This window comes from Variovorax sp. Varisp41 (assembly GCF_047325085.1).
GTDB lineage: Bacteria > Pseudomonadota > Gammaproteobacteria > Burkholderiales > Burkholderiaceae_C > Variovorax.
This window is the reverse complement of the sequence record NZ_CP168541.1, coordinates 991,042-1,011,977: the sequence shown is the minus strand read 5'-3', so window position 1 is coordinate 1,011,977 and position 20,936 is coordinate 991,042. Positions and strand designations below refer to the sequence as shown.

The 20,936-nt window shown below is 70.4% G+C and carries 18 protein-coding genes and 1 pseudogene; 6 read left to right on the top strand and 13 right to left on the bottom strand.

Features of this window, described 5'->3' with window-relative positions; translation table 11 throughout:
* The first annotated feature begins 71 nt into the window (after nucleotides 1–71).
* Both ACEN9J_RS35905 and ACEN9J_RS35900 read left to right on the top strand, forming a co-directional pair.
* Nucleotides 72–1,139 carry an RNA methyltransferase gene (locus ACEN9J_RS35905; RefSeq protein WP_413764727.1) on the top strand — a complete coding sequence of 356 codons (1,068 nt, stop codon included), beginning with the start codon at nucleotides 72–74 and terminating at the stop codon, nucleotides 1,137–1,139.
* Entirely contained in the window at nucleotides 1,118–1,399 is a 282-nt protein-coding gene (locus tag ACEN9J_RS35900; RefSeq protein WP_082321495.1) for a ribbon-helix-helix protein, CopG family, read from the top strand. Before ACEN9J_RS35905 ends, ACEN9J_RS35900 begins: the two co-directional genes overlap by 22 nt.
* Before the next feature lie 115 nt (nucleotides 1,400–1,514).
* On the opposite strand, the gene ACEN9J_RS35895 is transcribed toward ACEN9J_RS35900, so the two are convergent.
* Nucleotides 1,515–2,231: an esterase gene (locus ACEN9J_RS35895; protein WP_216087276.1), complete on the bottom strand. Its 717-nt coding sequence runs from the start codon at nucleotides 2,229–2,231 to the stop codon at nucleotides 1,515–1,517.
* A complete protein-coding gene (locus tag ACEN9J_RS35890) occupies nucleotides 2,228–3,889 on the bottom strand; it encodes an ATP-binding protein (protein WP_057589960.1) in 1,662 nt (553 codons plus the stop codon). The genes ACEN9J_RS35895 and ACEN9J_RS35890 overlap by 4 nt, the downstream gene beginning before the upstream one ends.
* A gap of 134 nt (nucleotides 3,890–4,023) precedes the next feature.
* On the opposite strand from ACEN9J_RS35890, the gene ACEN9J_RS35885 reads away from it, so the two are divergent.
* Nucleotides 4,024–4,656 (top strand): ankyrin repeat domain-containing protein, encoded by a 633-nt coding sequence (locus ACEN9J_RS35885; protein ID WP_413764726.1) that lies wholly within the window; start codon nucleotides 4,024–4,026, stop codon nucleotides 4,654–4,656.
* A gap of 15 nt (nucleotides 4,657–4,671) precedes the next feature.
* Here the strand turns inward: ACEN9J_RS35885 and ACEN9J_RS35880 are convergent, their stop codons facing one another.
* The 3 genes from ACEN9J_RS35880 to ACEN9J_RS35870 form a co-directional block, all read right to left on the bottom strand.
* The gene (locus ACEN9J_RS35880; protein WP_413764725.1) at nucleotides 4,672–5,799 is read right to left on the bottom strand and encodes a hypothetical protein; all 1,128 of its coding nucleotides are present in this window, start codon (nucleotides 5,797–5,799) and stop codon (nucleotides 4,672–4,674) included.
* Between the two features lie 22 nt (nucleotides 5,800–5,821).
* Entirely contained in the window at nucleotides 5,822–6,571 is a 750-nt protein-coding gene (locus tag ACEN9J_RS35875; RefSeq protein WP_413764724.1) for an extensin family protein, read from the bottom strand.
* Between the two features lie 113 nt (nucleotides 6,572–6,684).
* The gene (locus tag ACEN9J_RS35870) at nucleotides 6,685–8,160 is read right to left on the bottom strand and encodes a PLP-dependent aminotransferase family protein (RefSeq protein ID WP_413764723.1); all 1,476 of its coding nucleotides are present in this window, start codon (nucleotides 8,158–8,160) and stop codon (nucleotides 6,685–6,687) included.
* A gap of 117 nt (nucleotides 8,161–8,277) precedes the next feature.
* On the opposite strand from ACEN9J_RS35870, the gene ACEN9J_RS35865 reads away from it, so the two are divergent.
* Both ACEN9J_RS35865 and ACEN9J_RS35860 read left to right on the top strand, forming a co-directional pair.
* Entirely contained in the window at nucleotides 8,278–9,546 is a 1,269-nt protein-coding gene (locus ACEN9J_RS35865; protein ID WP_413764722.1) for a 4-aminobutyrate--2-oxoglutarate transaminase, read from the top strand.
* Nucleotides 9,543–11,009, top strand: a complete 1,467-nt coding sequence (locus ACEN9J_RS35860; RefSeq protein WP_413764721.1) for an NAD-dependent succinate-semialdehyde dehydrogenase — start codon at nucleotides 9,543–9,545, stop codon at nucleotides 11,007–11,009. The genes ACEN9J_RS35865 and ACEN9J_RS35860 overlap by 4 nt, the downstream gene beginning before the upstream one ends.
* A 21-nt stretch (nucleotides 11,010–11,030) precedes the next feature.
* Here ACEN9J_RS35860 and ACEN9J_RS35855 read toward each other — a convergent pair whose 3' ends face one another.
* From ACEN9J_RS35855 to ACEN9J_RS35830, 6 genes and pseudogenes are all read right to left on the bottom strand, one after another.
* On the bottom strand, nucleotides 11,031–12,596 hold the full coding sequence (locus ACEN9J_RS35855; protein ID WP_413764720.1) for an ABC transporter substrate-binding protein: 1,566 nt from the start codon (nucleotides 12,594–12,596) through the stop codon (nucleotides 11,031–11,033).
* Nucleotides 12,597–12,625: 29 nt separating this feature from the next.
* Nucleotides 12,626–14,290, bottom strand: a pseudogene (locus ACEN9J_RS35850) (ABC transporter ATP-binding protein).
* Nucleotides 14,287–15,114 (bottom strand): ABC transporter permease, encoded by an 828-nt coding sequence (locus ACEN9J_RS35845; RefSeq protein ID WP_093347252.1) that lies wholly within the window; start codon nucleotides 15,112–15,114, stop codon nucleotides 14,287–14,289. Before ACEN9J_RS35845 ends, ACEN9J_RS35850 begins: the two are co-directional and overlap by 4 nt.
* 8 nt (nucleotides 15,115–15,122) lie before the next feature.
* On the bottom strand, nucleotides 15,123–16,067 hold the full coding sequence (locus tag ACEN9J_RS35840) for an ABC transporter permease (RefSeq protein ID WP_093346492.1): 945 nt from the start codon (nucleotides 16,065–16,067) through the stop codon (nucleotides 15,123–15,125).
* 27 nt (nucleotides 16,068–16,094) lie between these two features.
* Nucleotides 16,095–16,973 (bottom strand): hydrolase, encoded by an 879-nt coding sequence (locus ACEN9J_RS35835; protein ID WP_413764719.1) that lies wholly within the window; start codon nucleotides 16,971–16,973, stop codon nucleotides 16,095–16,097.
* Nucleotides 16,974–17,000: 27 nt separating this feature from the next.
* Nucleotides 17,001–18,134 (bottom strand): C45 family autoproteolytic acyltransferase/hydolase, encoded by a 1,134-nt coding sequence (locus ACEN9J_RS35830; RefSeq protein ID WP_413764718.1) that lies wholly within the window; start codon nucleotides 18,132–18,134, stop codon nucleotides 17,001–17,003.
* Nucleotides 18,135–18,282: 148 nt separating this feature from the next.
* On the opposite strand from ACEN9J_RS35830, the gene ACEN9J_RS35825 reads away from it, so the two are divergent.
* Nucleotides 18,283–19,188, top strand: coding sequence for a LysR substrate-binding domain-containing protein (locus ACEN9J_RS35825; RefSeq protein ID WP_413764717.1), 906 nt, complete (start codon nucleotides 18,283–18,285; stop codon nucleotides 19,186–19,188).
* 71 nt (nucleotides 19,189–19,259) lie between these two features.
* On the opposite strand, the gene ACEN9J_RS35820 is transcribed toward ACEN9J_RS35825, so the two are convergent.
* A complete protein-coding gene (locus tag ACEN9J_RS35820; protein WP_413764716.1) occupies nucleotides 19,260–20,096 on the bottom strand; it encodes a hypothetical protein in 837 nt (278 codons plus the stop codon).
* Between the two features lie 43 nt (nucleotides 20,097–20,139).
* Nucleotides 20,140–20,883 carry a hypothetical protein gene (locus ACEN9J_RS35815; protein WP_413764715.1) on the bottom strand — a complete coding sequence of 248 codons (744 nt, stop codon included), beginning with the start codon at nucleotides 20,881–20,883 and terminating at the stop codon, nucleotides 20,140–20,142.
* Between the last annotated feature and the right edge of the window lie 53 nt (nucleotides 20,884–20,936).

The window sequence follows — 20,936 nt, the reverse complement described above, 5'->3', positions numbered from 1 at the left end:
GCCGCGGCCCGGGTGCACAATCTGGACCCCCGATCCGCGCCGCCGCGCGCGCCGCCTCCCGTTCCAGCCCCATGCGAATCCACGACATCCGACGCCGACTGCGCGAAGCAGGCGCGGGCCCCAGCCATGAGCAGCGCGTGCTGCGGCTGTGGTCCCATGCGCTGCCGCGCGACAGCGGCCGGCGGCTGCCGCACAGCTTCTTTCCGGCCGGGTTGATGGCCGAGCTGCCGGCCATCGAGGCCGAGCTCGCGGGCCTTGCGCGCGTGCATGCGGTGCATCCGGGCGCCGACGGTTCGGAGCGGCTGCTGGTGGCCCTTGCCGACGGCCAGACCGTCGAGAGCGTGCTGCTGCCGCGCGACGGCCTGTGCGTGTCCTCGCAGGTCGGCTGCGCGGTCGGCTGCCAGTTCTGCATGACCGGGCGCGAGGGCCTGCTGCGCCAGGTCGGCAGCGCCGAGATCATTGCCCAGGTGGCACTCGCGCGCCTGCGCCGGCCGGTGCGCAAGGTGGTGTTCATGGGCATGGGCGAGCCGGCCCACAACCTCGACAACGTGATGGAGGCGATCGAGCTGCTCGGCACGGTCGGCAACATCGGCCACAAGAACCTGGTGTTCTCCACCGTCGGCGATCCGCGCGTGTTCGAGCGGCTGCTGCAGGAACGCGTGCGGCCCGCGCTCGCGCTGTCGCTGCACACCACGCGCGACGAACTGCGCCGCAAGCTGCTGCCGCGCGCGCCGCGGCTCACGCCCGAGGAACTGGTCGCGGCCGGCGAGCGCTACGCGCGCACCACCGGCTATCCGATCCAGTACCAGTGGACGCTGCTCGAGGGCATCAACGACAGCGAGGAAGAGATCGAGGGGCTGGTGCGGCTGCTGTCGGGCAAGTACGGCGTGCTCAACATGATCCCGTTCAACGCGGTCGACGGCGTGGACTTCCAGCGCCCGGCCTGGGCGCGCTGCCAGCAGATCGCACGCACCCTGCACGAGCGCGGCATCCTGACCAAGCTGCGGAATTCGGCGGGGCAGGACGTGGATGGGGGGTGTGGGCAGTTGCGGGCGCGGGCTGTCGGCACGCAGGTGATGGTTCGCAGTGATCGTAGACCGCGGAAGGAGGCCGACGCGTGCGCAGCACCAAACGAATGACCGTCACGGTGCCCGTCGAGATGGCTGCCATCATCAGGCAGGCGGTGGAGCGCGGAGAGTACGAATCGCCTGGCGAAGTGGTACGAGAAGCTTTGCGTGAATGGAAAGCGCGGCGCTGGTTGGTACTCAATGAGTTTTCCACTCTCAAGGCGGATATCGATCGTGGTCTGGCAGACGCGACCGCTGGTTGCGTCCAGGCCTTCGATGCCGATCGCATAGTTGAGCGCGGACGCTTGCTCTTGGCCGCCCGTTCCAGTTGACCGAAAGTCAGCGTCTGAGGGGCATGCGATCTCGGCTTGATCACGGATCGAGGGTGGATCGATGTCCCGCTGCGAGAAGTCGCGCGGCTTTTGTGCATCTGGAGTTCTTGGGCTCTCAAACCTGCTTCGCTGCCTCCCTGCCCAGAAAGAACTCCACCGCCCGCCCCACCACCCAGGGCACGATCACATGGTCCCCATCGAAGGGCTGCAGCGTGAGGTCGTGCCCGCTCTCGAGCAGCCGCCGGGCGTGCGGATGGGCGCTGGTCTCGATCGGCAGCTGGCTGTCCGAGCGCCCGTGCGCGAGAAAGAAGCGCGGCGTGCCGGTCTGCGCGAAGCTGTTCATGAAGCCGGCCGACAGGCCGATCACGTGGCTCGCCACGTCGCCGTTGGTGAGGCCCAGCGACAGCGCGTAGCTGCCGCCGTCGGAGAAGCCCGCGAACGCGAGCCGCGCGGGGTCGAGCCGGAAATGCCGCGACACGGTGGCCAGCGCGTTGTCGAGCCGCTCGAGGTCGGGGCCATGGCCGCCGACCACGATGTCCCAGGTGGCGTACATCGACTGCGGCGCCAGCAGCAGGAAGCCGCGCGAGCGCGCATGCGCGACGAAGTGCGGCAGCACGCGGTTGGCCTCGCCGCCCGCGCCATGGAACATCACGAGCAGGGGCAGCGGCGCATCGGTGGGCAGGCCCTCGGGCACGACCAGCACCGCGTCGCGGCCCTCGTCGAAACCCAGGTCGTGGCGCCCGGGCGGCAGCGGCTCGTACAGGGGCGCGGCACCGGGCCGGAAGGCCATGCGGCCCGTGAGCGCACCGCCGAACAGGGTGGGATCGATCACGCGTGGCCTCCTCCGGGCGCTGCGGCGGGCGCGATGCCGCGGAACACGGCGCACTGCGCGAAGGACTGCGTCGACAGCGGCAGTTCCTTGCGCCGGCAGTACTTGCTCGTGAGCTTGAGCAGTTCCTTGATGTCGCGGCCGCTGGCGCCTGCGTAGTCGACCACCAGCCGGTCGATCACGGCGGCGGGCAGTTCCACGCCGAGCTGGGCCGACAGCGTGGTCCACAGGCGTCGCGCATCCTCGGGCCCGGGCGGCTGGTAGTCGATCACCGCGATGCAGCGCGAGAGGATGGCCTCGTCGATGTCGCCGACGCGGTTGGTGGTCATGAACAGCAGGCCGCTGAAGTACTCGAGCGTGCGCAGGAACTCGGCCACGATGGCGTTGTGCTGCAGGTCGTTGTCGCGGCGCCGGATGTAGACGTCGGCCTCGTCGAGCAGCAGCACGCAACCCCAGCGCGCGGCGCGCTGCAGGATGCGCGTGAGGCTGGTCTCCACCGAACTCGCCGTCACGCCGAGCTGGCCCGAGTGCACGCGGTACAGCGGCTTGCCGACCACTTCCGCATAGACCTCGGCGGTCAGCGTCTTGCCCAGGCCGGGCGCGCCCTTGCACAGGATGGTGGTGCCGCCCGACTTGCCGGGCACCACGTCCTCGACCAGGAAGTTGCGGTCGGCCGTGAGGATGTCGATCAGGTCGCGGTGCGCCTGCGGCAGCACCAGCCGCTCGCGCAGGCTCGGTTGGTACCGGTAGTCCTGCACATGCTGGGCATGGACCCAGATGTTGCGGTGCCAGTCGAGGTGGAACAGGTGCAGGTAGCAGTGCTGGGGAATGCGGTCGAAGCCCTGGGCGATGCCGCTCTCGCGCCAGTGATGCGGATCGGCGGCCAGGTCGAAGCGGCGGCGCAGAAGTTCTTCGTCGTTCACGCAGCGCACCGCGGCGCCTTCGGGCAGCCGATGACACTCGAGGGTCGCGCGCGGGCCCTCGCCCGCGGTCCAGACGCTGCCGCCGACGGTGAACTGCGCGCCGTGCCGCGGCTGCAGCTTGCCGAAGCGCTCGAGCTGCATTTCGTACTCGCGCTTGAACTCCGCGCATTCCTTGTGAAAGCCGTGGTCGGCGAACAGGTCGGCCAGCGTGCGGTGCGGCAGCTGCTCCTCGTAGAAGCTCAGGCCCCAGGTCATGCCCGCGAAGCGCAGCCGGGGCTCGGAGGGCGGCTCGCGGCCGGCCGCCTGCAGCGTGTTGGCGAGCAGGCCCACGAGCACGTAGGCATTGCCCTCGGTGGGTTTCACCAGCCGCACCGTGTGAACCAGCCAGGGCAGCAGCACGCCGTCCTTGCCGCGCTGGTAGAGCCAGCCGTCGATGGCATCGCGTGCGAGCCATTCGGTGAGTGCCGGCACCATCGCCTCGAGGTTCGCGACCGGCTGCAGCTGCGATTCGCCGTTGAGGTTGTCGAGCGCGAGCAGCTGGAACACCAGGTCGCGCGCGCCGTTGCCGAGGCTCAGCTGGTAGAGCAGGTTGAGCGAGCGGCCGTCGAAGTGGCGGCTCGACACGACGCGTATGCCGCTGCAGGCTCCCTGGCCGCCCAGCTGGAGGCCCAGCGGCGACTGCGCGCCGACCTGGCTGCGCAGGACGGCGGCCAGCATCTCCGGTATCTCGAGTTCCACGGCGTCTCCTCGTGTCGCCTGTCCATGCTAGCCCGGCGCGGGCGCCCGGCGATTGACCTGGGTCAAGCCCGTGGGAAGATGGCGGGGGCCATCGCACCGCCATGGCCCGACGCAGACAAGGAAGGAAAGCGCCCATGCCCCCGCCCTCGAAGACATCGCTGTTCGCCGCCGCGAAGGCTTGGGACGCGGCCTCGGTCCGGGCCCAGCTGGCCCAGACGCCGGCGCTGGTCGGCGCCACCGATCCGCGCGGCCGCGCGGCGATCCACCTGGCCTGCACGGTGAAGGCCGAGGGCGCGCAGCTCGCGGAACCCCATGGGATCAAGACCGTGACCGCGCTGCTCGATGCGGGTGCCGACCTCGAGGCCGTGGTGCCCATGGACGAGGACGAGGGCGACTTCCGCGCCACGCCGATCTGGTACGCGGTGGCGCGCGGCGAGAACCTGCCGCTGGTCAAGTTCCTTGCCAAGCGCGGCGCGAACACGAGCTGGTCGCTGTGGGCCGCGGTGTGGCGCGACGACGAGGCGATGTGCCGCGTGCTGCTCGCGAACAAGCCCGAACTGAACCTGCGCGCGCACGGCGAAACGCCGCTCTTCTATGCGGCCCGGCTGCAGCGGCTGAAGACCCTGGCGCTGCTGATCGCGGCCGGTGCCGATGCGTCCGTAACCGACGAGCAGGGGCGCGATGCGGTCGATATCGCGCGGGCGCGGCGTCTGCCGAAGGAGTTCATCGAACGGCTCGAGCGGTCGAAGCGATCTCGGCCTGGATAGACCTCCAGGGGACGATCACGCGGGCTCGACGGCCGCGAAGCCGATGCGGGGTGCGGTGATGCGGCCGTTCGCGGCCGCGAGCACGAAGCGCAGGGTGTCGCCCTCGACGACGACCTGCACGCCGAGCTTCGCCGTCACGGCGTCGCCGGCGAGTTGCGCGCTGCCCCAGCTCGCCGCGATCTCGCGCGCGGACAGCGCGGCGATCTCCGTGCCCAGCCCGCGTCCCACCGATTCCGAGCGCAGCACGACCGTGTTGAGGCCCTGCTCGTGCCCGTCCATCGACACCTGCAGGCCCGGCAGTGCGAGCAGTCCGTCGCCCAGCCGCAGTTCGCCCGACAAGGCCGTGCGCCCGAGCAGCGTGCGCGCCTGCGCGGTCAACCCCTGGGCCTGCGTGCCCAGGCCCTGGCGAAGCATCGATTCGGCGAAGGGCCGCAGCCGGAGCTTGCCGCGCTCGGAGATCCACGGGCCGATCAGGCTCTTGCGGCGCTCGAACTCCACGCCCGCGAGCGGCGCCGAGGCGAACTGGTAGAGGTAGCTGCGGCCGTTCGGGGCATCGACGTAGAAGCCGAGCGGGCTCACGCCCATGCGCGAGTCGGGGCCCACGTGCTCGACGGTGGCGTCGTTGAAGTCGACCAGCCCATGGCGGATCGGCACGGTCACGTCGGCATCGAACAGCAGGTGCGCGTCGGTGATGCGGCCGCGCAGGGTGCCGTCGATCTCGCCGAGCGGGCCGAGTTGCCAGGCACCGGCCGGTGGCGGCAGCGCCGTGCGGTCGGCGGGATGGGTGGCTTCCCACAGTTGGTGGAACTGCCGTGACAGCACCAGCGGGCCGTGCAACTTCAGGCCGGCGAATTCCGCGTCGCGGGCCTCGATGGCGCCGACGCGCAGGGACCCGTTCCCGGCATGCACGCGCGCGACCAGCTCGTGCACGGCGATGCGCTCGATCTCCAGCACGAGCGCGCCCGTGGCGAGCCGCAGGGCCGTCGCTTCGAGTTGCGCGATCCGCAGTTCGCGCGTGCCGTCCTGGCCCGTGGCCCAGCGCACGCCCTCGAGCGCGAAGCGGTTCGGATCGGCATCGCCGCGCGCGCCGAGTTCCAGGCCCAGCAAGAGGTCGAGGAGGGAGGCGGCGAGGGAGGCGCTCATGGTGGCTTTCTAGCAGACGGGCTCAGCGGCACATCGGAAACCCGCCCGTCTCCAGATGGAAGTGATCGCGGTGCGCCGCGTTGTACTCAGGCCCGAGCACGCCGCGAAAGAACCGGCAGGCGCCCAGATGGGCGTCGTTCAGCAGCGCGGCCGAAGGGTTCGAAGCGTCGGTGTGCCAGTCCCTGCGCACGTTGACGCGGCGCCCGTCCGCGAGGACGAAGCCGGCCACGTCGAAGGCGTCGGCCGTGGCATGCCGGCTGCGCGGCGCGCCGGGCATCGCGCCTTCGCCGCGGTTCACGTTGCGGCAGGCATAGCTGCCGAGGTGGTCGATCGCGGCGACCGGCTGGCCGAAGTGCCGCAGGGCCGCGGGCTGCAGCGCATGGTGCTCCCACATGAAGAAGGACAGCGCCATCGGGCAGCTCAGCGTGGGTGCGCTGCCCAGGCGCACGCCGGCCGAGCGCAGGCGCACAGCGTTCTCGAAGCCGCAGCCCGGGCCGGTGACGCGATCGGGCACGCGCTCGTACTGCATGCCGGTGTCGGCCAGCGCGGCCTGGCAGCGCACCGGATCGCCGCGTGCGCGCGCGAGCTTGTAGGTGGTCAGCCAGTTGGGCGCCGCCGTCACGTCGAGCGGCGCCCAGGGATCGTGGCGCTCGGGCACCTCGATGGCGCCCGTGAAGACGGCCACCACGCCGGCGGCGATGGCGACGACCAGCGCGAGGGCCAGGCGGCGTCCGGGGCGGGCGGGTCGGTCTTGCGCGGGCGGCAGGGGCACGGGTGACGAAGGCAGTGGGTGACAGAAGTCCTATTGGGACCGGACCGCGCGCACCGTGCTGTCGGGATGATCGGCCAGCGCGTGTAGGCCGATGCGAACCGGCCGGGCGCCGTTCAAGACCGGATGCCCTCGAGCAGCACGCGGAACGCCGGCTCGATGTTCGCCTCCTCCACGCAGGCATAGCCCAGCAGCAGCCCACGCCGCCCGTCGCCGCGCCGGTAGTAGCGCGACAGCGGCCGCGAGAGCACGCCGCGCGCCTGCGCCGCTTCCATGATCGCCACGTCGTCGCGGTCCTCGGGCAGCCGCAGCACCAGGTGGAGCCCGGCATTGCTGGCCTGCGGATGCAGGTGGTCGGGGCCCAGGTGCTCGCCGATCAGCCCGGCCAGCAGCGCGCGCCGGCGCGCATAGAGCACGCGCATGCGGCGGATGTGGGCGGCGTAGTGGCCCTGGCCGATGAGCTCGGCCAGCGCCACCTGCGTGATGGCGTGGCCCTCGCGGTAGAGGTCGGCATGGGCGGTGCGGAAATGCGCTGCCAGCGCGCGCGGCAGCACCATGTAGCCCACGCGCAGGCCCGGGAACAGCGTCTTGCTGAAGGTGCCGATGTAGATCACCGGGCTGTCGTCCTCGAGCCCCTGCATCGAGGGAATGGGCCGGCCCGCGAAGCGGAACTCGCTGTCGTAGTCGTCCTCCACGATCCAGCTGCCCGACTGGCGCGCGAAGTCGAGCAGCTCGCGCCGGCGCGCCAGGCTCATCACCGAGCCCAGCGGGTACTGGTGCGAAGGCGTGACGAAGATCAGCCGCGGCGCGCTGCCGCCGCGCGGCCAGCCGGCCCCGGGTCCGTCGCCCTCGGCTTCCACGCGCAGCGGCCGCACGCGCCAGGCGCCCATCTGCAGCAGCTTGTGGAAGCCCCAGTAGCCGGGCTCCTCGACCCACACGGTGTCGCTCGGGTCGGCCAGCATACGCAGCGAGAGGTCGATGGCCTGGTGCACGCCCTCGGTGATCAGCACCTGGTCGGCGTCGCAGCGCACCGCGCGCGCCACGCGCAGGTGCTCGGCCACCGCCTCGCGCAGCGCGGGATGGCCGCCGCCGTGCGAATAGGTCAGCAGCTCGGGCGCGGGATCGCGCCACAGGCGCGCGACGATGCGGCCGAAGGCGCGGTGCGGGAACTGGGTCACGTCGGGCACGCCGGGCATGAAGGCGCCCCACTGGCGCGCCGCGGCCGAGGCATCGTCGACCAGCGCCTGGGCGCGCCGGGCCAGCCGTACCGGCGCGGCGCGGGCCGGCGCGGCGGCGGCGCCGCGGCCGGTGGCCAGCTGGCTCTCGGGCGTGGTCTCGGCCACGAAAGTACCGCTGCCCACGCGCGAATGCACGTAGCCCTCGGCGCGCAGCTGCTCGTAGGCATGCAGCACGGTGTTGCGCGACATGCCGGTCTCGCGCGCCAGGTCGCGCGAGGCCGGCAGCGCGCTCGAGGGCGGCAGGCTGCCGTCGAGGATGGCACCGCGCAGGCAGTCGTAGAGCTGGCGGTTGAGCGCGGCACCGGCGGCGGGAGCGATGCGCTGCAGCACCAGGTCGGCGCAGATGGATTTCATGGGTTTTTTGGATTGGCTCCATCCTGATTGCAGGAAGTGGATCTTTTTGATGGAGCCAATTGCGCATTCAATCAGAACTTCCGATCGACCTCCAGCCTTTCCCGGACGCCTTCAGCCATGACCACCAACTCCGAACTCCAGACCCGCCGCCTCGCGGCCACGCCGCGAGGCGTGGGCGTGATGTGCGGCTTCTATGCCCAGCGCGCCGAGAACGCGACGCTGTGGGACATCGAGGGCCGCGAATACATCGACTTCGCCGCCGGCATCGCGGTGCTCAACACCGGCCACCGCCATCCGCGCCTGGTGGCCGCGATCCAGGAGCAGCTCGGGCGCTTCACGCACACGGCCTACCAGATCGTTCCCTACGAGAGCGTGGTGACGCTGGCCGAGCGGCTCAATGCGCTGGTGCCGATCTCCGGCCCGGTGAAGACGGCCTTCTTCACCACCGGCGCCGAGGCGCTCGAGAACGCGGTGAAGATCGCGCGCGCCCACACCGGCCGCGCCGGAGTGATCGCCTTCGGCGGTGGCTTCCATGGCCGCACGCTGATGGCGCTGGCCATGACCGGCAAGGTCGCGCCCTACAAGACCGGCTTCGGCCCGTTCCCGGCCGACGTGTTCCACGTGCCGTTCCCGAGCGCGCTGCAGGGCGTGAGCGCCGACGACTCACTGGCCGCGATCGAGAAGCTGTTCAAGACCGACATCGACCCGAAGCGCGTGGCCGCGATCGTGATCGAACCGGTGCAGGGCGAGGGCGGCTTCAACGTCGCGCCCACCGCGCTGCTGCAGGGCCTGCGCCGCATCTGCGACGCGCACGGCATCGTGCTGATCGCCGACGAGGTGCAGACCGGCTTCGCGCGCACCGGCCGGCTGTTCTCGATGCAGCACCACGGCGTCGAGCCCGACCTGATCACCATGGCCAAGAGCCTCGCGGGCGGCATGCCGCTGTCGGCCGTGGCCGGCCGCGCCGCCGTCATGGATGCGCCGGCGCCCGGCGGCCTCGGCGGCACCTACGCGGGCAATCCGCTGGCGGTGGCCTCGGCGCACGCGGTGCTCGACGTGATCGCCGACGAGAAGCTCTGCGAACGCGCCGCCGCGCTGGGCGAGCGCCTGGTCGGCCGACTGTTGAAGATCAAGGAATCGAACCCGGCGCTGGCCGAAGTGCGCGCGCAGGGCTCGATGGTCGCGGTGGAACTGCGCGATGCGGCCACGGGCGCGCCCGACGCCGAGGCGGTGGCCCGCGTGCAGGCCAAGGCGCTGGCGCAGGGCCTGGTGCTGCTGAGCTGCGGCATGTACGGCAACGTGATCCGCTTCCTGTATCCGCTGACCATTCCCGACGCGCAGTTCGAACACGCGCTGGCCATCGTCGAGGAAGCGTTCTCGGCATGAACACCGCCTCCACCCTGGGCCTGCAGCGCCCCGACCTGCTGCGCGGTGCCGGCCTGATCGACGGCCAGTGGGTCGCGGCCGACGACGGCGCCACCTTCGCCGTCAACGACCCCGCCACCGGCCGGCACCTGGCCGACGTGCCGCGGATGGGCCGCGTCGAGACCGAGCGCGCCATCGCCGGCGCCGCCGCCGCGCTGCCCGCCTGGCGCGCGCGCACCGCGCCCGATCGCGCACGCGTGCTGCGCCGCTGGGCCGAGCTGATGCTCGCGCACCAGGACGACCTGGGCCGGCTGATGACGCTCGAGCAGGGCAAGCCGCTGGCCGAGGCGCGCGGCGAGATCGCCTACGCGGCCTCGTTCATCGAATGGTTCGCCGAGGAGGCCAAGCGCGTGGACGGCGAGGTGCTGCAGCCGCAGCGCGCCGGCCAACGCATCGTGGTGCTCAAGCAGCCGATCGGCGTCTGCGCCGCGATCACGCCGTGGAACTTCCCGGCCGCGATGATCACGCGCAAGGTCGGCCCCGCGCTGGCCGCGGGCTGCACCATCGTCGTCAAGCCGGCCGAGCTCACGCCGCTGAGCGCCTTCGCGCTCGGCGTGCTGGGGCTCGAGGCCGGCCTGCCGCCCGGCGTGCTGCAGATCGTGGCCGGCAACGCACCCGAGATCGGCGCCGCGCTGTGCGAGAGCCCGACCGTGCGCAAGCTCAGCTTCACCGGCTCCACCGGCGTGGGCCGCGTGCTCGCGCAGCAGTGCGCGCCGACCATCAAGAAGCTCTCGCTCGAGCTCGGCGGCAATGCGCCGCTGATCGTGTTCGACGACGCCGACATCGACCGCGCGGTCGAGGGCATCGTGGCCTCCAAGTTCCGCAACGCGGGCCAGACCTGCGTCTGCGCCAACCGCATCTACGTGCAGGCCGGCGTCTACGACGCCGTGGCCGCGCGGCTGGTGGCTGCGGTCGAGGCGATGCGCGTGGGCAACGGCCTCGAGGCCGGCACCACGCAGGGCCCGCTGATCGACGGCCGCGCCGTCGCCAAGGTGCGCCAGCACATCGACGACGCGCTCACGCAGGGCGCCGAGCTGCGCACCGGCGGCAAGCCGCATGCGCTGGGCGGCAGCTTTTTCGAGCCCACCGTGCTGACCGGCGTGACGCAGGCCATGCGCGTGGCGCGCGAGGAGACCTTCGGGCCGCTGGCGCCGCTGTTCCGCTTCGAGACCGAGGAGGAGGTCGTCGCGATGGCCAACGATTCGGAGTTCGGCCTTGCCGCCTACCTGTTCACCGAGGACCGCCGCCGCCTCTGGCGCGTGGGCGAGCAGCTCGAGACCGGCATGGTCGGCATCAACACCGGCCTGATCTCGAACGAGGTCGCGCCCTTCGGCGGCGTGAAGCAGTCGGGCCTGGGCCGCGAGGGCTCGCGGCACGGGATCGAGGACTACCTCGAGCTCAAGTACCTCTGTCTGCAGGACTGAGCATGGCGGCGCGGCGGCCTCTCACGAGGCCTTCGCGGCCGCCGACACGCCCCACAGCCGGGGCTTGCCTTCCCACACCGAGAAGCCGCTCAGGCGCTTGCGCACGCCCCAGGCATCGATGCCGTTGAACAGCATGATCATCGGCACCTGCTGAATCATCAGCGCGTGGATCTGGTCGAACAGCGCCTGGCGCTTCTTCGGGTCCGATTCGGCGAAGCTCTCGTCGAGCAGCTTGAGCGCCTGCGGGTCTTCCCAGACCTTGCGCGACTGCTTGTCCTTCGGGCCCGAGAACTGCTCGTAGCTCAGCGCCGGGTCGAGCCGCGACGAATAGGTGAACGAGCTCATCTGGTAGTTGCCGCTGTTGTAGCGGTCGAGCTGCGTCGCCCATTCGAGCACCTCGATCTGCGCGTTGATGCCCACCGACTGCATCATGGCCTGCGCCAGCACCGCCACCGTGTAGCTCGGCACGTGCGCGCGCTTGTTGGTCTGGATGACGATCTTCTCGTTCCTGTAGCCGGCCTCGCGCAGCAGCCTGGCGGCCAGCGCCGGGTCGTAGTGGTAGCCCTTCTTCTGCACCGGGCCGTAGAAGGCCGAGGTCTTGTGGATGGCGGCGTTGTTCACCGTGCCCAGGCCCTCGGAGGCGGCCGCCACGATCTGCTCCATGTCGAGCGAGGCCGCGATGGCCTGGCGCAGCTTCTGGTTCTTGAGCAGCGGATCGCGGGTCTGGATCAGCAGCGCGTTCTTGGTGGCCTCGGTCGGCGCCTGCACGACGAGGTTGCGGTCGGTCTTGAGCTCCTGCGCGTCGCTCGAGGTGATCTGGGCCGCGTCGATGGCGCCCGACTTCAGGCCGGCCGCGGCCGTGGCCGCGTCGGGCACGACCAGGAAGCGCACCGTGTCGACCAGCGGCGCCTTCAGGCCCACGTAGCCGTCGACCTTGGTCGCGCCCGGCGGCGAGGTGTAGCCCTTGAAGGCCGTGACCGTGACGTACTCGCCGCGCTTCCATTCGCCGAACTTGAAGGGGCCGGTGCCCACCGGCTTGTCCCAGCTGCCGTCGGCCTTGACCGAGCTCCTGTGCAGGATCGCCGTCATGCCGCAGTCGGAGCGCGCCAGCGAATCGAGGAACACGGCCGAGGGCCGGTTGATCTTCATCGTGAAGGTGGCGTCGTCGGGCGTCGCGGTCTCGACCACCTTGAGGCCGTTGCGGCCGTCGTATTCGCTGAGGCAGCGCCAGTCGGTCTTCGGGTCCATGTAGCGCTTCCAGCTCCAGGCCACGTCGGCCGAGGTCAGCGGCGCGTCGTTGTGGAACTTCACACCCTTGCGCAACTTGAAGGTGTAGGTCAGGCCGTCGGGCGACACCTCGACCGACTGCGCGAGCAGCGGGCCGACGCTGCCGTCCTGCCGGTAGCCGACCAGGCCCTCGACCATGTTGAGCACGATGCCGTCGGTGGTGTTGTCGCGGTTCACGCCCGGGTTGGTGGAACGGATGTCGGCCGGCTGGGCGACCGTCACCGTGGTCTGGGCCAGCGCCGCGCCGCAGGCGAGGCCGGCGCCGGCGAGGGCCGCGAGTCGGAAGAAGGGACGGGGCATGGAGGACTCCTGCAGAAAAAGAAAGGACTTCAGGCGAGGGCGGTCTCGGCGCCGAAGCGCCAGCGCAGCCGCACGCCGCCGGCCTCGGTGGGCTCGAGCGCCGGAATGGCGGACAGCAGCCGGCGCGTGTAGTCCTGCCGCGGCGCGTCGAACACGGTGTCGCGCGTGCCCTGCTCGACGATGCGGCCGTCCTGCATCACGACCACGCGGTCGGCCACCTGCTCGACCACGCCGAGGTCGTGGCTGATGAACAGGCACGAGAAGCCGTGGCGCTTCTGCAGTTCGGCGAACAGCTCGAGCACCTGGGCGCGCACGGTGACGTCGAGCGCCGACACCGGCTCGTCGGCGATCACGAAGGCGGGCCGGCGCACCAGTGCGCGCGCGATCGCCACGCGCTGGCGCTGCCCGCCCTATAGCTGGTGCGCATAGCGCGGCGCGTAGGCGGTGCCGAGCCCGACCTCGTCGAGCACCTCGGCCACGCGCTTCGCCTTGTCGGCCGTCGACATGCCGGGCACCAGCCGCAGCCCCTCGCCGACCAGCTGGCCGATGGTCATGCGCGGATCGAGCGAGGCGTAGGGGTCCTGGAACACCATCTGGCACTGCAGCCGGTAGTCGGCCCAGCCGGGATCGGAGCGCGCGATCGAGCGGCCGCGAAACAGGATCTCGCCGCCGCCGGGCTTGAGCAGTCCGGCGATGGCGCGGCCCAGCGTGGTCTTGCCCGAGCCCGAGCCGCCGACCACCGCGACCACCTCGCGCGGACGCACCACGAGGTCGATGCCGTGCAGCGCGCGCTTGGGGGCAGTCTTGGCGAACAGGCGACGGCGTCCTGGATAGTCGATGACGAGGTTGCGCACCTCGACCACCGGCGGCTCGTCGGCCACCGCGCGCGCGGGCAGCCGGCGCGGCATGGCCTGCAGCAGCTCGCGCGTGTAGGGGTGCTTCGGCTGCTCGAGCAGGTCCTCGGTGCGGCCGGTCTCCTTCACCTCGCCATGCCGCATCACGACCATGCGCTGCGTGAAGCGCGCCACCATCGGCAGGTCATGGCTGATCATCAGCACGGCGGTGCGGTGCTCGCGCGTGAGGCCCACCATCAGCTCGAGCACGTCGCGCTGCACCACGGCGTCGAGCGCGGTGGTCGGCTCGTCGGCGATCAAGAGGGCGGGCTCCAGCAGCATCACCGAGGCCAGCATCATGCGCTGGCGCATGCCGCCCGAGAACTCGTGCGGCCAGGCCGCGAGCGCGCCCTGCGGATCGCGGATGCCGACGCGCGCGAGCATGTCGAGGACGCGCGTGCGCCGCGCGGTGGGCGACAGTTCGCGGCGGTGCAGCGCGAGCGCTTCCTCGAGCTGGCGGCCGATGGTCATCGACGGATTGAGCGAGGTCATCGGCTCCTGGAACACCATGCCCACGCGCGCGCCGCGCAGCTCGCGCAGCCGCGCCGGCCTGGCGAGCGCGAGGTCCTCGCCCTCGAACAGGATGCGGCCCGCGGTGCGCACCAGCGGCGGCGGCGTGAGGCCCATCAGGGCGCGCGCGGCCTGCGTCTTGCCGCTGCCCGATTCGCCGACGATGCCGACCATCTCGCCGGGCGCGATGTCGAAGCTCACGTCGCGCACGATCTCGCGGCCGCCGGGGCCGACGGCGAGCGTGAGGCCTTCGACGCTGACCAGCGCGGCGGTGGTAGGAGTGGAAGTCATTGCACGCCCTTCATGCGCGGATCGAGCCAGTCGCGCACCGCGTCGCCCAGCAGGTTGATGCCCAGCAGCGTCAGCGCGATGCACAGGCCCGGAAGAATCGAGAGGTGGCTGGCCTGCGCCATGAATGGCCGCGCCGAGGCCAGCATGTTGCCCCAGGTGGGCGCCGGCGGCGGCACGCCCAGGCCCAGGAACGAGAGCGCGCTCTCGGCCAGGATCACCCAGCCGAACATCGAGGTCGCCAGCACCGTGAGCGGCGCGGTGCAGTTGGGCAGCACGTGGCGCACCATGGTGTAGAGCTCGGAGTTGCCGAGCACGCGCGAGGATTCGATGAACTCCTTCTCGCGCAGCGACAGCACCGTGCCGCGCACGATGCGCGTCACCGAGGGCGTGTACGCCAGCCCGAGCGCGAGCACGATGCCGTACTGGTTGGCGCCCACCACCGCGAGCAGGCCCAGCGCCAGCAGCAGGCCCGGGAAGGCCAGCAGCGCGTTGTTGAAGGCCATCACGATGCGGTCGGTCCAGCCGCGCAGGAAGCCCGTGAGCACGCCCACGATGCTGCCCACCACGATCGAGAAGCCCACCGTGAGCACGGCGATCCAGACGCTGGTGGCGGCGCCGGCCATGAGGCGCGAGAGCTCGTCGCGGCCGAACTCGTCGGTGCCCAGCAGGTAGCGTGCGCCGGGCAGCTTGAGCCGCGAGCCGAAGTTGATGCGCAGCGGATCGTGCGGCGTCCACACCAGGCTGACGAGCGCCGCGGCCACGATGAGGCCGACGATGACGATGCCGACCAGGGCGTTGAGGGGAATGCGTTTGTTGCGGGTCATCTTCGTGCTCATTCGACGGCGACGCGAGGGTCGAACAAGGGATAGCAGAGGTCGATCACGAGGTTGACCACCACGTAGATCACCGCCACGAACAGCAGGCAGCCCTGGATCACCGGATAGTCGCGCGCGAAGATCGCGTCGACCAGCAGCCGGCCCAGGCCCGGGATGGTGAATACCGTCTCGACCACCGCGATGCCGCCGAGCAGGTTGCCCAGCACCAGGCCGATCAGGGTCCAGGTCGGGCCGAAGGCGTTCTTGAAGGCATGGCGCATCAGCACCGCGCGTTCCGACAGGCCCTTGGCGCGCGCATGCGTGATGTAGTCCAGGCGCAGCACCTCGAGCGTGCTGGCGCGCGCCATGCGCATGAGCACGCCGATCTCGTGCAGGAACAGCGTGAGGATCGGCAGCACCAGATACAGCAGACCGTTCTTCCAGTCCTCGGCGATGCCTACGTAGCCCACCACCGGCAGCCAGCCCAGCTTGAGGCCGAACAGCAGCAGCAACAGCAGGCCGAGCCAGAAGGTCGGGATCGACACCAGCAAGGTGGCCGAGCCGACCAGCAGCAGGTCGGGCGCGCGGTTCTGCTTCCACGCGGCGACCATGCCGGCTGGCACTGCAACGAGTGCGGCCAGCGCCACCGCCACCAGCACGATGCGGCCGCTGATGAGGAAGCGCTCGGCCACCAGCGAGAGCACGTCCTGCCCGCTGTTGATCGAGGTGCCGAGGTCGCCCTGCAGCACGTGGCCGAACCAGATGCCGAACTGCGCCGGCAGCGAGCGGTCGAGGCCGAGCCGCGCGCGCAGGTCGGCCAGGCTCGCGGGCGTGGCGAGGTCGCCGAGCAGCAGCTGCGCGGGGTCGCCGGGAATCAGCCGGATCAGGACGAACACCGACACCGCCACGATCAGCAGGGTGGGGACGGCCATCGCGATGCGGGCCGCTGCGAAACGGAACATGGGCCTTCTTCCTCGTGGTGGGTGGGGTCAGGCCGGCGACGGCGCGGCGCGCAGTTCTTGCAGGGCCTTGGCGAAGAAGTCCTGCACATGCCCCACGCAGGCCAGCCCGTTGTGCGGCACGTTGTCGAGCAGCTCGAAGGCCACCTTCACGCCGGCCGCCTCGAAGGAGCGACGCAGCGTCTCGAGCCGCTCGGGCCGCGTGCGGCCGGCATCGTTGGCGCCCGGCATGAAGAACCTGCCGCCGGGCTTGTGCGTGATCTCCCAGGTCTCGATGTCGGCCTTGCCCGCGATCATGTGCACCGGCAGGCGGCGCAGCGCCTCGAGGTCCATGGGTTTGCCGAAGCGGGTCTCGAAGTCTTTGGTGCCGACCCACCAGCCCTGCTCGGGATCGATCAGCGTGACCGAGCCCGGCGCGCCGATCGACACCGCCCACAGGCGTTCGGGGTGCAGCATCGCGAAGCGGTTGACGAACTGGCCGCCGCCCGAATAGCCGAACAGCGCGAAGCGGCCGAAGTCGCAGCCGAACTTCTCGCCCACCTCGGCCACCATGTCGAGCAGCACCTGGTCGTAGCGGATGTCGGCCTCGATCAGGTGCTTGAAGCCGTCGCGGTTGCCGTCGCCGCGCACGCCGGCCGGGAACAGCGGGCACAGCACGATGCAGTCGTTCCACTTCGCGAAGCCGCTGAAGGCCTCGCGGTAGTTGACGAAGGCGCGGCCGGTGCCGTGCACCACCACCACCAGCTGCATCGGCCGCGTGCCGGGCTGGCCCACGTGCTCGGGCACGTAGGTGCAGTAGGAGAAGCGCGGGTCGCTGCGCGCGGCGTAGATGGTGCTCGGGCCCAGGTCGTAGAGGGTGCGGGCGCGCCGCTCGGCGAGGGCGGCGGGGGCTTCGGTGGTGTCGGTCATGAGGGAAGGCAGGAGGAAGGGAAGGGACTACAGCGTGTATTCGCGGAAGTGGCGCGCCTCGTAGGGCTTGCGCGCCACCCACATCACGCGGTTGGCCGCGTCCATCAGGGTGGTGGCCACGGTGGCCGAGATGCTGCTGAAGTCCGCGGGCTTGGGCGTGCGCAGCACGCCGTCGGGCTTGCCGAACTCGTCGGCCAGCGCGGCCTTGACGTCGCTCCAGTCGATGCGGCCCTCGACACGGCGCAGCGCGTTATCCACGCGGTGCTGGCGGTAGATGCTGTCGGGCCGCTGCGGCAGGCCGGGGTCGCGCAGCTTCAGCGTGGCCGCGGGCGACATCCAGTGGTTGGCATGCACCAGCAGGTCGTTCTCGGGCAGGGTCCAGAAGATCTCGCCGGGCGAGGTCTCGAGGCTGATGCCCGAGCCGTCGTTGCCGCTGGCCTGCGCGAGGATCATGTTGTTGGCGCAGTAGCGCTTCGAGGCCCAGATCGTCTTCATCGCCTGCGCGAGATTTGCTGCTTCGAGCACGCGGCGGCGCAGCAGCACCAGCGGCACGCCCGGGCCCTTGCGGAAGTCCTCGTCGCAGGTCAGCGAATTGCCGGTCAGCGACACGCCATGGCTGTTGAAGCCGTGGCGCGCGAGCGCGCCGGCCTCGGTGAAGCTCAGGATGTCGGGGCCGTTCTCGGCGCGGATGCGCAGCACGATGCCGGTGTCGACGCATTCCTGGCGCCAGTCCCAGTTGTGGGCATGCATCAGGCGGCCGCTGGCCGAGCGCGCGGGCAGCACCACGAGGCCGGTGCAGTCGCCGTCCTCGCTCGATGCGGCATCGATGGCCGGTGCGGTGGCCTGCTTCATGTCGGCATAGCCGAACAGCATCTCGGTGCGGCAATTGATCATCACCACGTCCTCGAGCGCGACGCCCGCGCCTTCGGCGATGCCGCGCATCTCCTCGAGGTAGCTCGCGTCGTAGGCCGCGATCACCGGCAGCATCGATTGCGCGAGCTGGCGGATGGTGGCGTCGTCCAGGCCGCGGCGGCCCAGCTGGGCGCGGTAGAGCGCGATGCCGCCGGCCACGCGCTCGGGCACCGCGCGGCCGTGCTGCACGCCGCGCGCATGCGGCGTGCCGGAAACATCGACGAGGGGAAAGTATTCAGGGGTGGTCATGGCGTTGGTTTGTCATCGGCCTGCCGCGCGAAGGCGGTAGTGAACGGCGCGGCGGTGGCGATGGCCCGCATTGTTTGGCAGGCACAGGAAAAAATAAATTTAAAAATCGTTTAGAGTTAATAAAGGATTTATTTATCGTCCAGGTCCCATGAGCACCATCCGTTTCCTGCGCACCTTCGTCGCCGCGGCCCGCGGCGGCTCGTTCGCGGCCGCGGCCGACCAGGTCGCGCTGACGCAGGCGGCCGTCGGCCAGCAGATGCGCGCGCTCGAGGCCGAGATGAAGAAGTCGCTGTTCGACAAGACCGGCCGCACCATGGCGCTGAGCCCGGCCGGTCACCTGCTGCTGCCGCGCGCCGAGGAGCTGCTCGCGCAGTACGAGTCGATGCGGCGCGACCTGCAGGACCAGCGCCAGATCGCCGGCACCATCAAGCTCGGCTCGCTGATCTCCGCGATGGGGCTGCTGTCGAGCACGCTGGCGGTGTTGAAGTCGCTGCATCCGAACCTCGAGGTGGAGCTGCGCGTGCGCGAGCAGACGCAGCTGATGCAGGACGTGATCAGCGGCGAGCTCGACGCGGCCGTGGTGGTCGAGCGCCAGTGGCCCGAGGTGCCGGGCCTCCTGTGGACGCCCTGCTACGACGAGGCGCTGACCGTCATCGCCAACTCGGGCATCGCCTCGGCCGAGACGCCGATCGCGAGCCTGTTCGCGAACCATCCCTTCATCCGCTTCGATCGCCGCACGCCGACCGGCGCGCGCATCGACAAGATCCTGCGGCGGCTGCAGTACGTGCCGAAGGAGTTCCTCGAACTCAACTCGCTGCTGGCCATCGCGGAACTGGTGCGCAAGAACGTGGGCTTCACCATGGCGCCGCTGCTGAAGAACTTCGACTGGGAGAGTGATCCCGCGCTGTGCGTGCTGCACCTGCCGGGGCGGCCCGTGGCGCGGCGGCTCGGCATGCTCGAGAACGGCAAGCGCAGCCACGTGACGGGGGTGGTGCGCGAGGAGATGCTGGCGCACCTGCGGCGCATGAAGCCGGCGGCGGGGGCGGGGCTTTGAGGGAGACGAAAGGGTAGAGGCTTGCGACGTTCCCGCCGCCGGGCATCAACCCGGCGGCGTGGAGACGCAGGTCACCACAGGCGCGCCCTGGTTTGACCCAGCGTCTCCACGCACTGCGCCAGCGCCTTGGCGCGTTCCTCGCGCAAGCGCTGCCAGTCGTTGCTCTGCCAGGCTTTCCAAGCGACCGGCTCGGATTGGTAGCGGCAGCCGGCCGGCATCGGAGGAAGGCCGAAACGTGGGCTTGCCAGATCCAGCGTGGCGCTGAACTGCAGGCGGTACAGATCGTCCTTGCCCGACAGGTTCTCGTAGATCAGATGCCACGCGCCGGGACTGACCGGCGCGTCGGCCTGCGCGGGCAGCTGCGCGGCGGCGACCATGTCTTCGTGCGTCCATCCGCTTTCGCTACGGCCGCGCTCCAGTTCTTTCCACGCCCGGGCCGCGTAGACACGGGTCGCCATCTCGCCCAGGGCTTCGGGCAGTTCCTTCATGCCGGGATTGGCCGCCCAAGGTTGCGAAGCCAGTTCGGGGATGGTGTCGCCCGCGAGCTCCTCCTTGGAGAAGCCCTGCACGGCCAGCGCCCGACCGCCGGTCACGGCCGCGAGCCCGACCTGGAGCGCCACCTGCGTCGCGACGGCCCGGCCGGCGTGATCGCGGCGCACCACGCGCAACTGTTCGAAGCCGTCGGGATACTTGCTGCCCCGCAAATGCAGCCTTGTCGTGCCCACGGGCACGATGCCGTCCGCCGCGACGTAGCTGTCCAGCGCGGGGGCGGAGGCCGCGGCCTCCTCGGGCTGCGTCGCCGTCAGCGGCGGCTGGGTGGTGCAGGCGCACAGCAGAAGCGCCAGGCAGAGCGCGCCCGGTCGCAGGACGGTGGTGCCCGTGCGCTTTTCTTCTCTTGGTGTCTTCATTCGAGCCTCCTTGTCGTTCTTGCGGCGCGATCGCTCGTCCTCGCTATGGCTGCTTGCGCAACCCGGCGGCCAAGGTGGCGCCGTTGCTCGTGCGAGCCAGGAAGAAGAGGCTGCGGAAGTAGCCGTTGCTGTCGTAGGCGCCGGCAGGCGTGAGGACGATGGCGGCGGGCCCCATGTAGGGACGATCCGTCTTGAGCTTGCAGGCGTTCTTGCCATCGGCGGCGGTATCGACCGCGCTCATCTGGAATCCGTACATGTTCTTGTAGGTGTCGGGCTGCGCGTGGGACACCGTTCCCGAAATGCTGCAATTCCCGACCTGCACGCCGGAGGTCTTGCCGGTGAACTTGCCGAAGGCGTCGACTTCGATCGAAATGCTGATTCCGAAGCTGCCATCCGGATTGGCCCACTTCCCGGCCACGCTGTCCTGCGACACGGCCAATGCGTTCTCGACGGCATAGCTCATCGGTCCGAATGTCGCGGAGGGGCGGTCGCCATAGGCATACGTTCCCTTCATCGACTTCTTGGGTGTGAAGCTGCCCGAGCCCGTCACGGGCGACGCATCGATGAAGTAGTACTGCGTGTCCGGATGGAAGGACCAATCCAGTCCCGTGATGTCGAGCGATCCCCACAGGGTTCCGATGTTGTCCTTGCTCGCGATCGAGCCATCGGCTCCGATGAGCGTGATATCGAGCAGCGAGGCATAGATGCCTTCGCTGTCGTTGCCCACCGCGGCTGTCGATCCGGCCTGGGGCGAATTCAGCGACGGCAGCGGTTCGCTGCCTGGCATGGGCTCGCGGTTCGGCCCGGGTGCGGGTGGCGGTGGTGGCGGCGCGGGAGGCT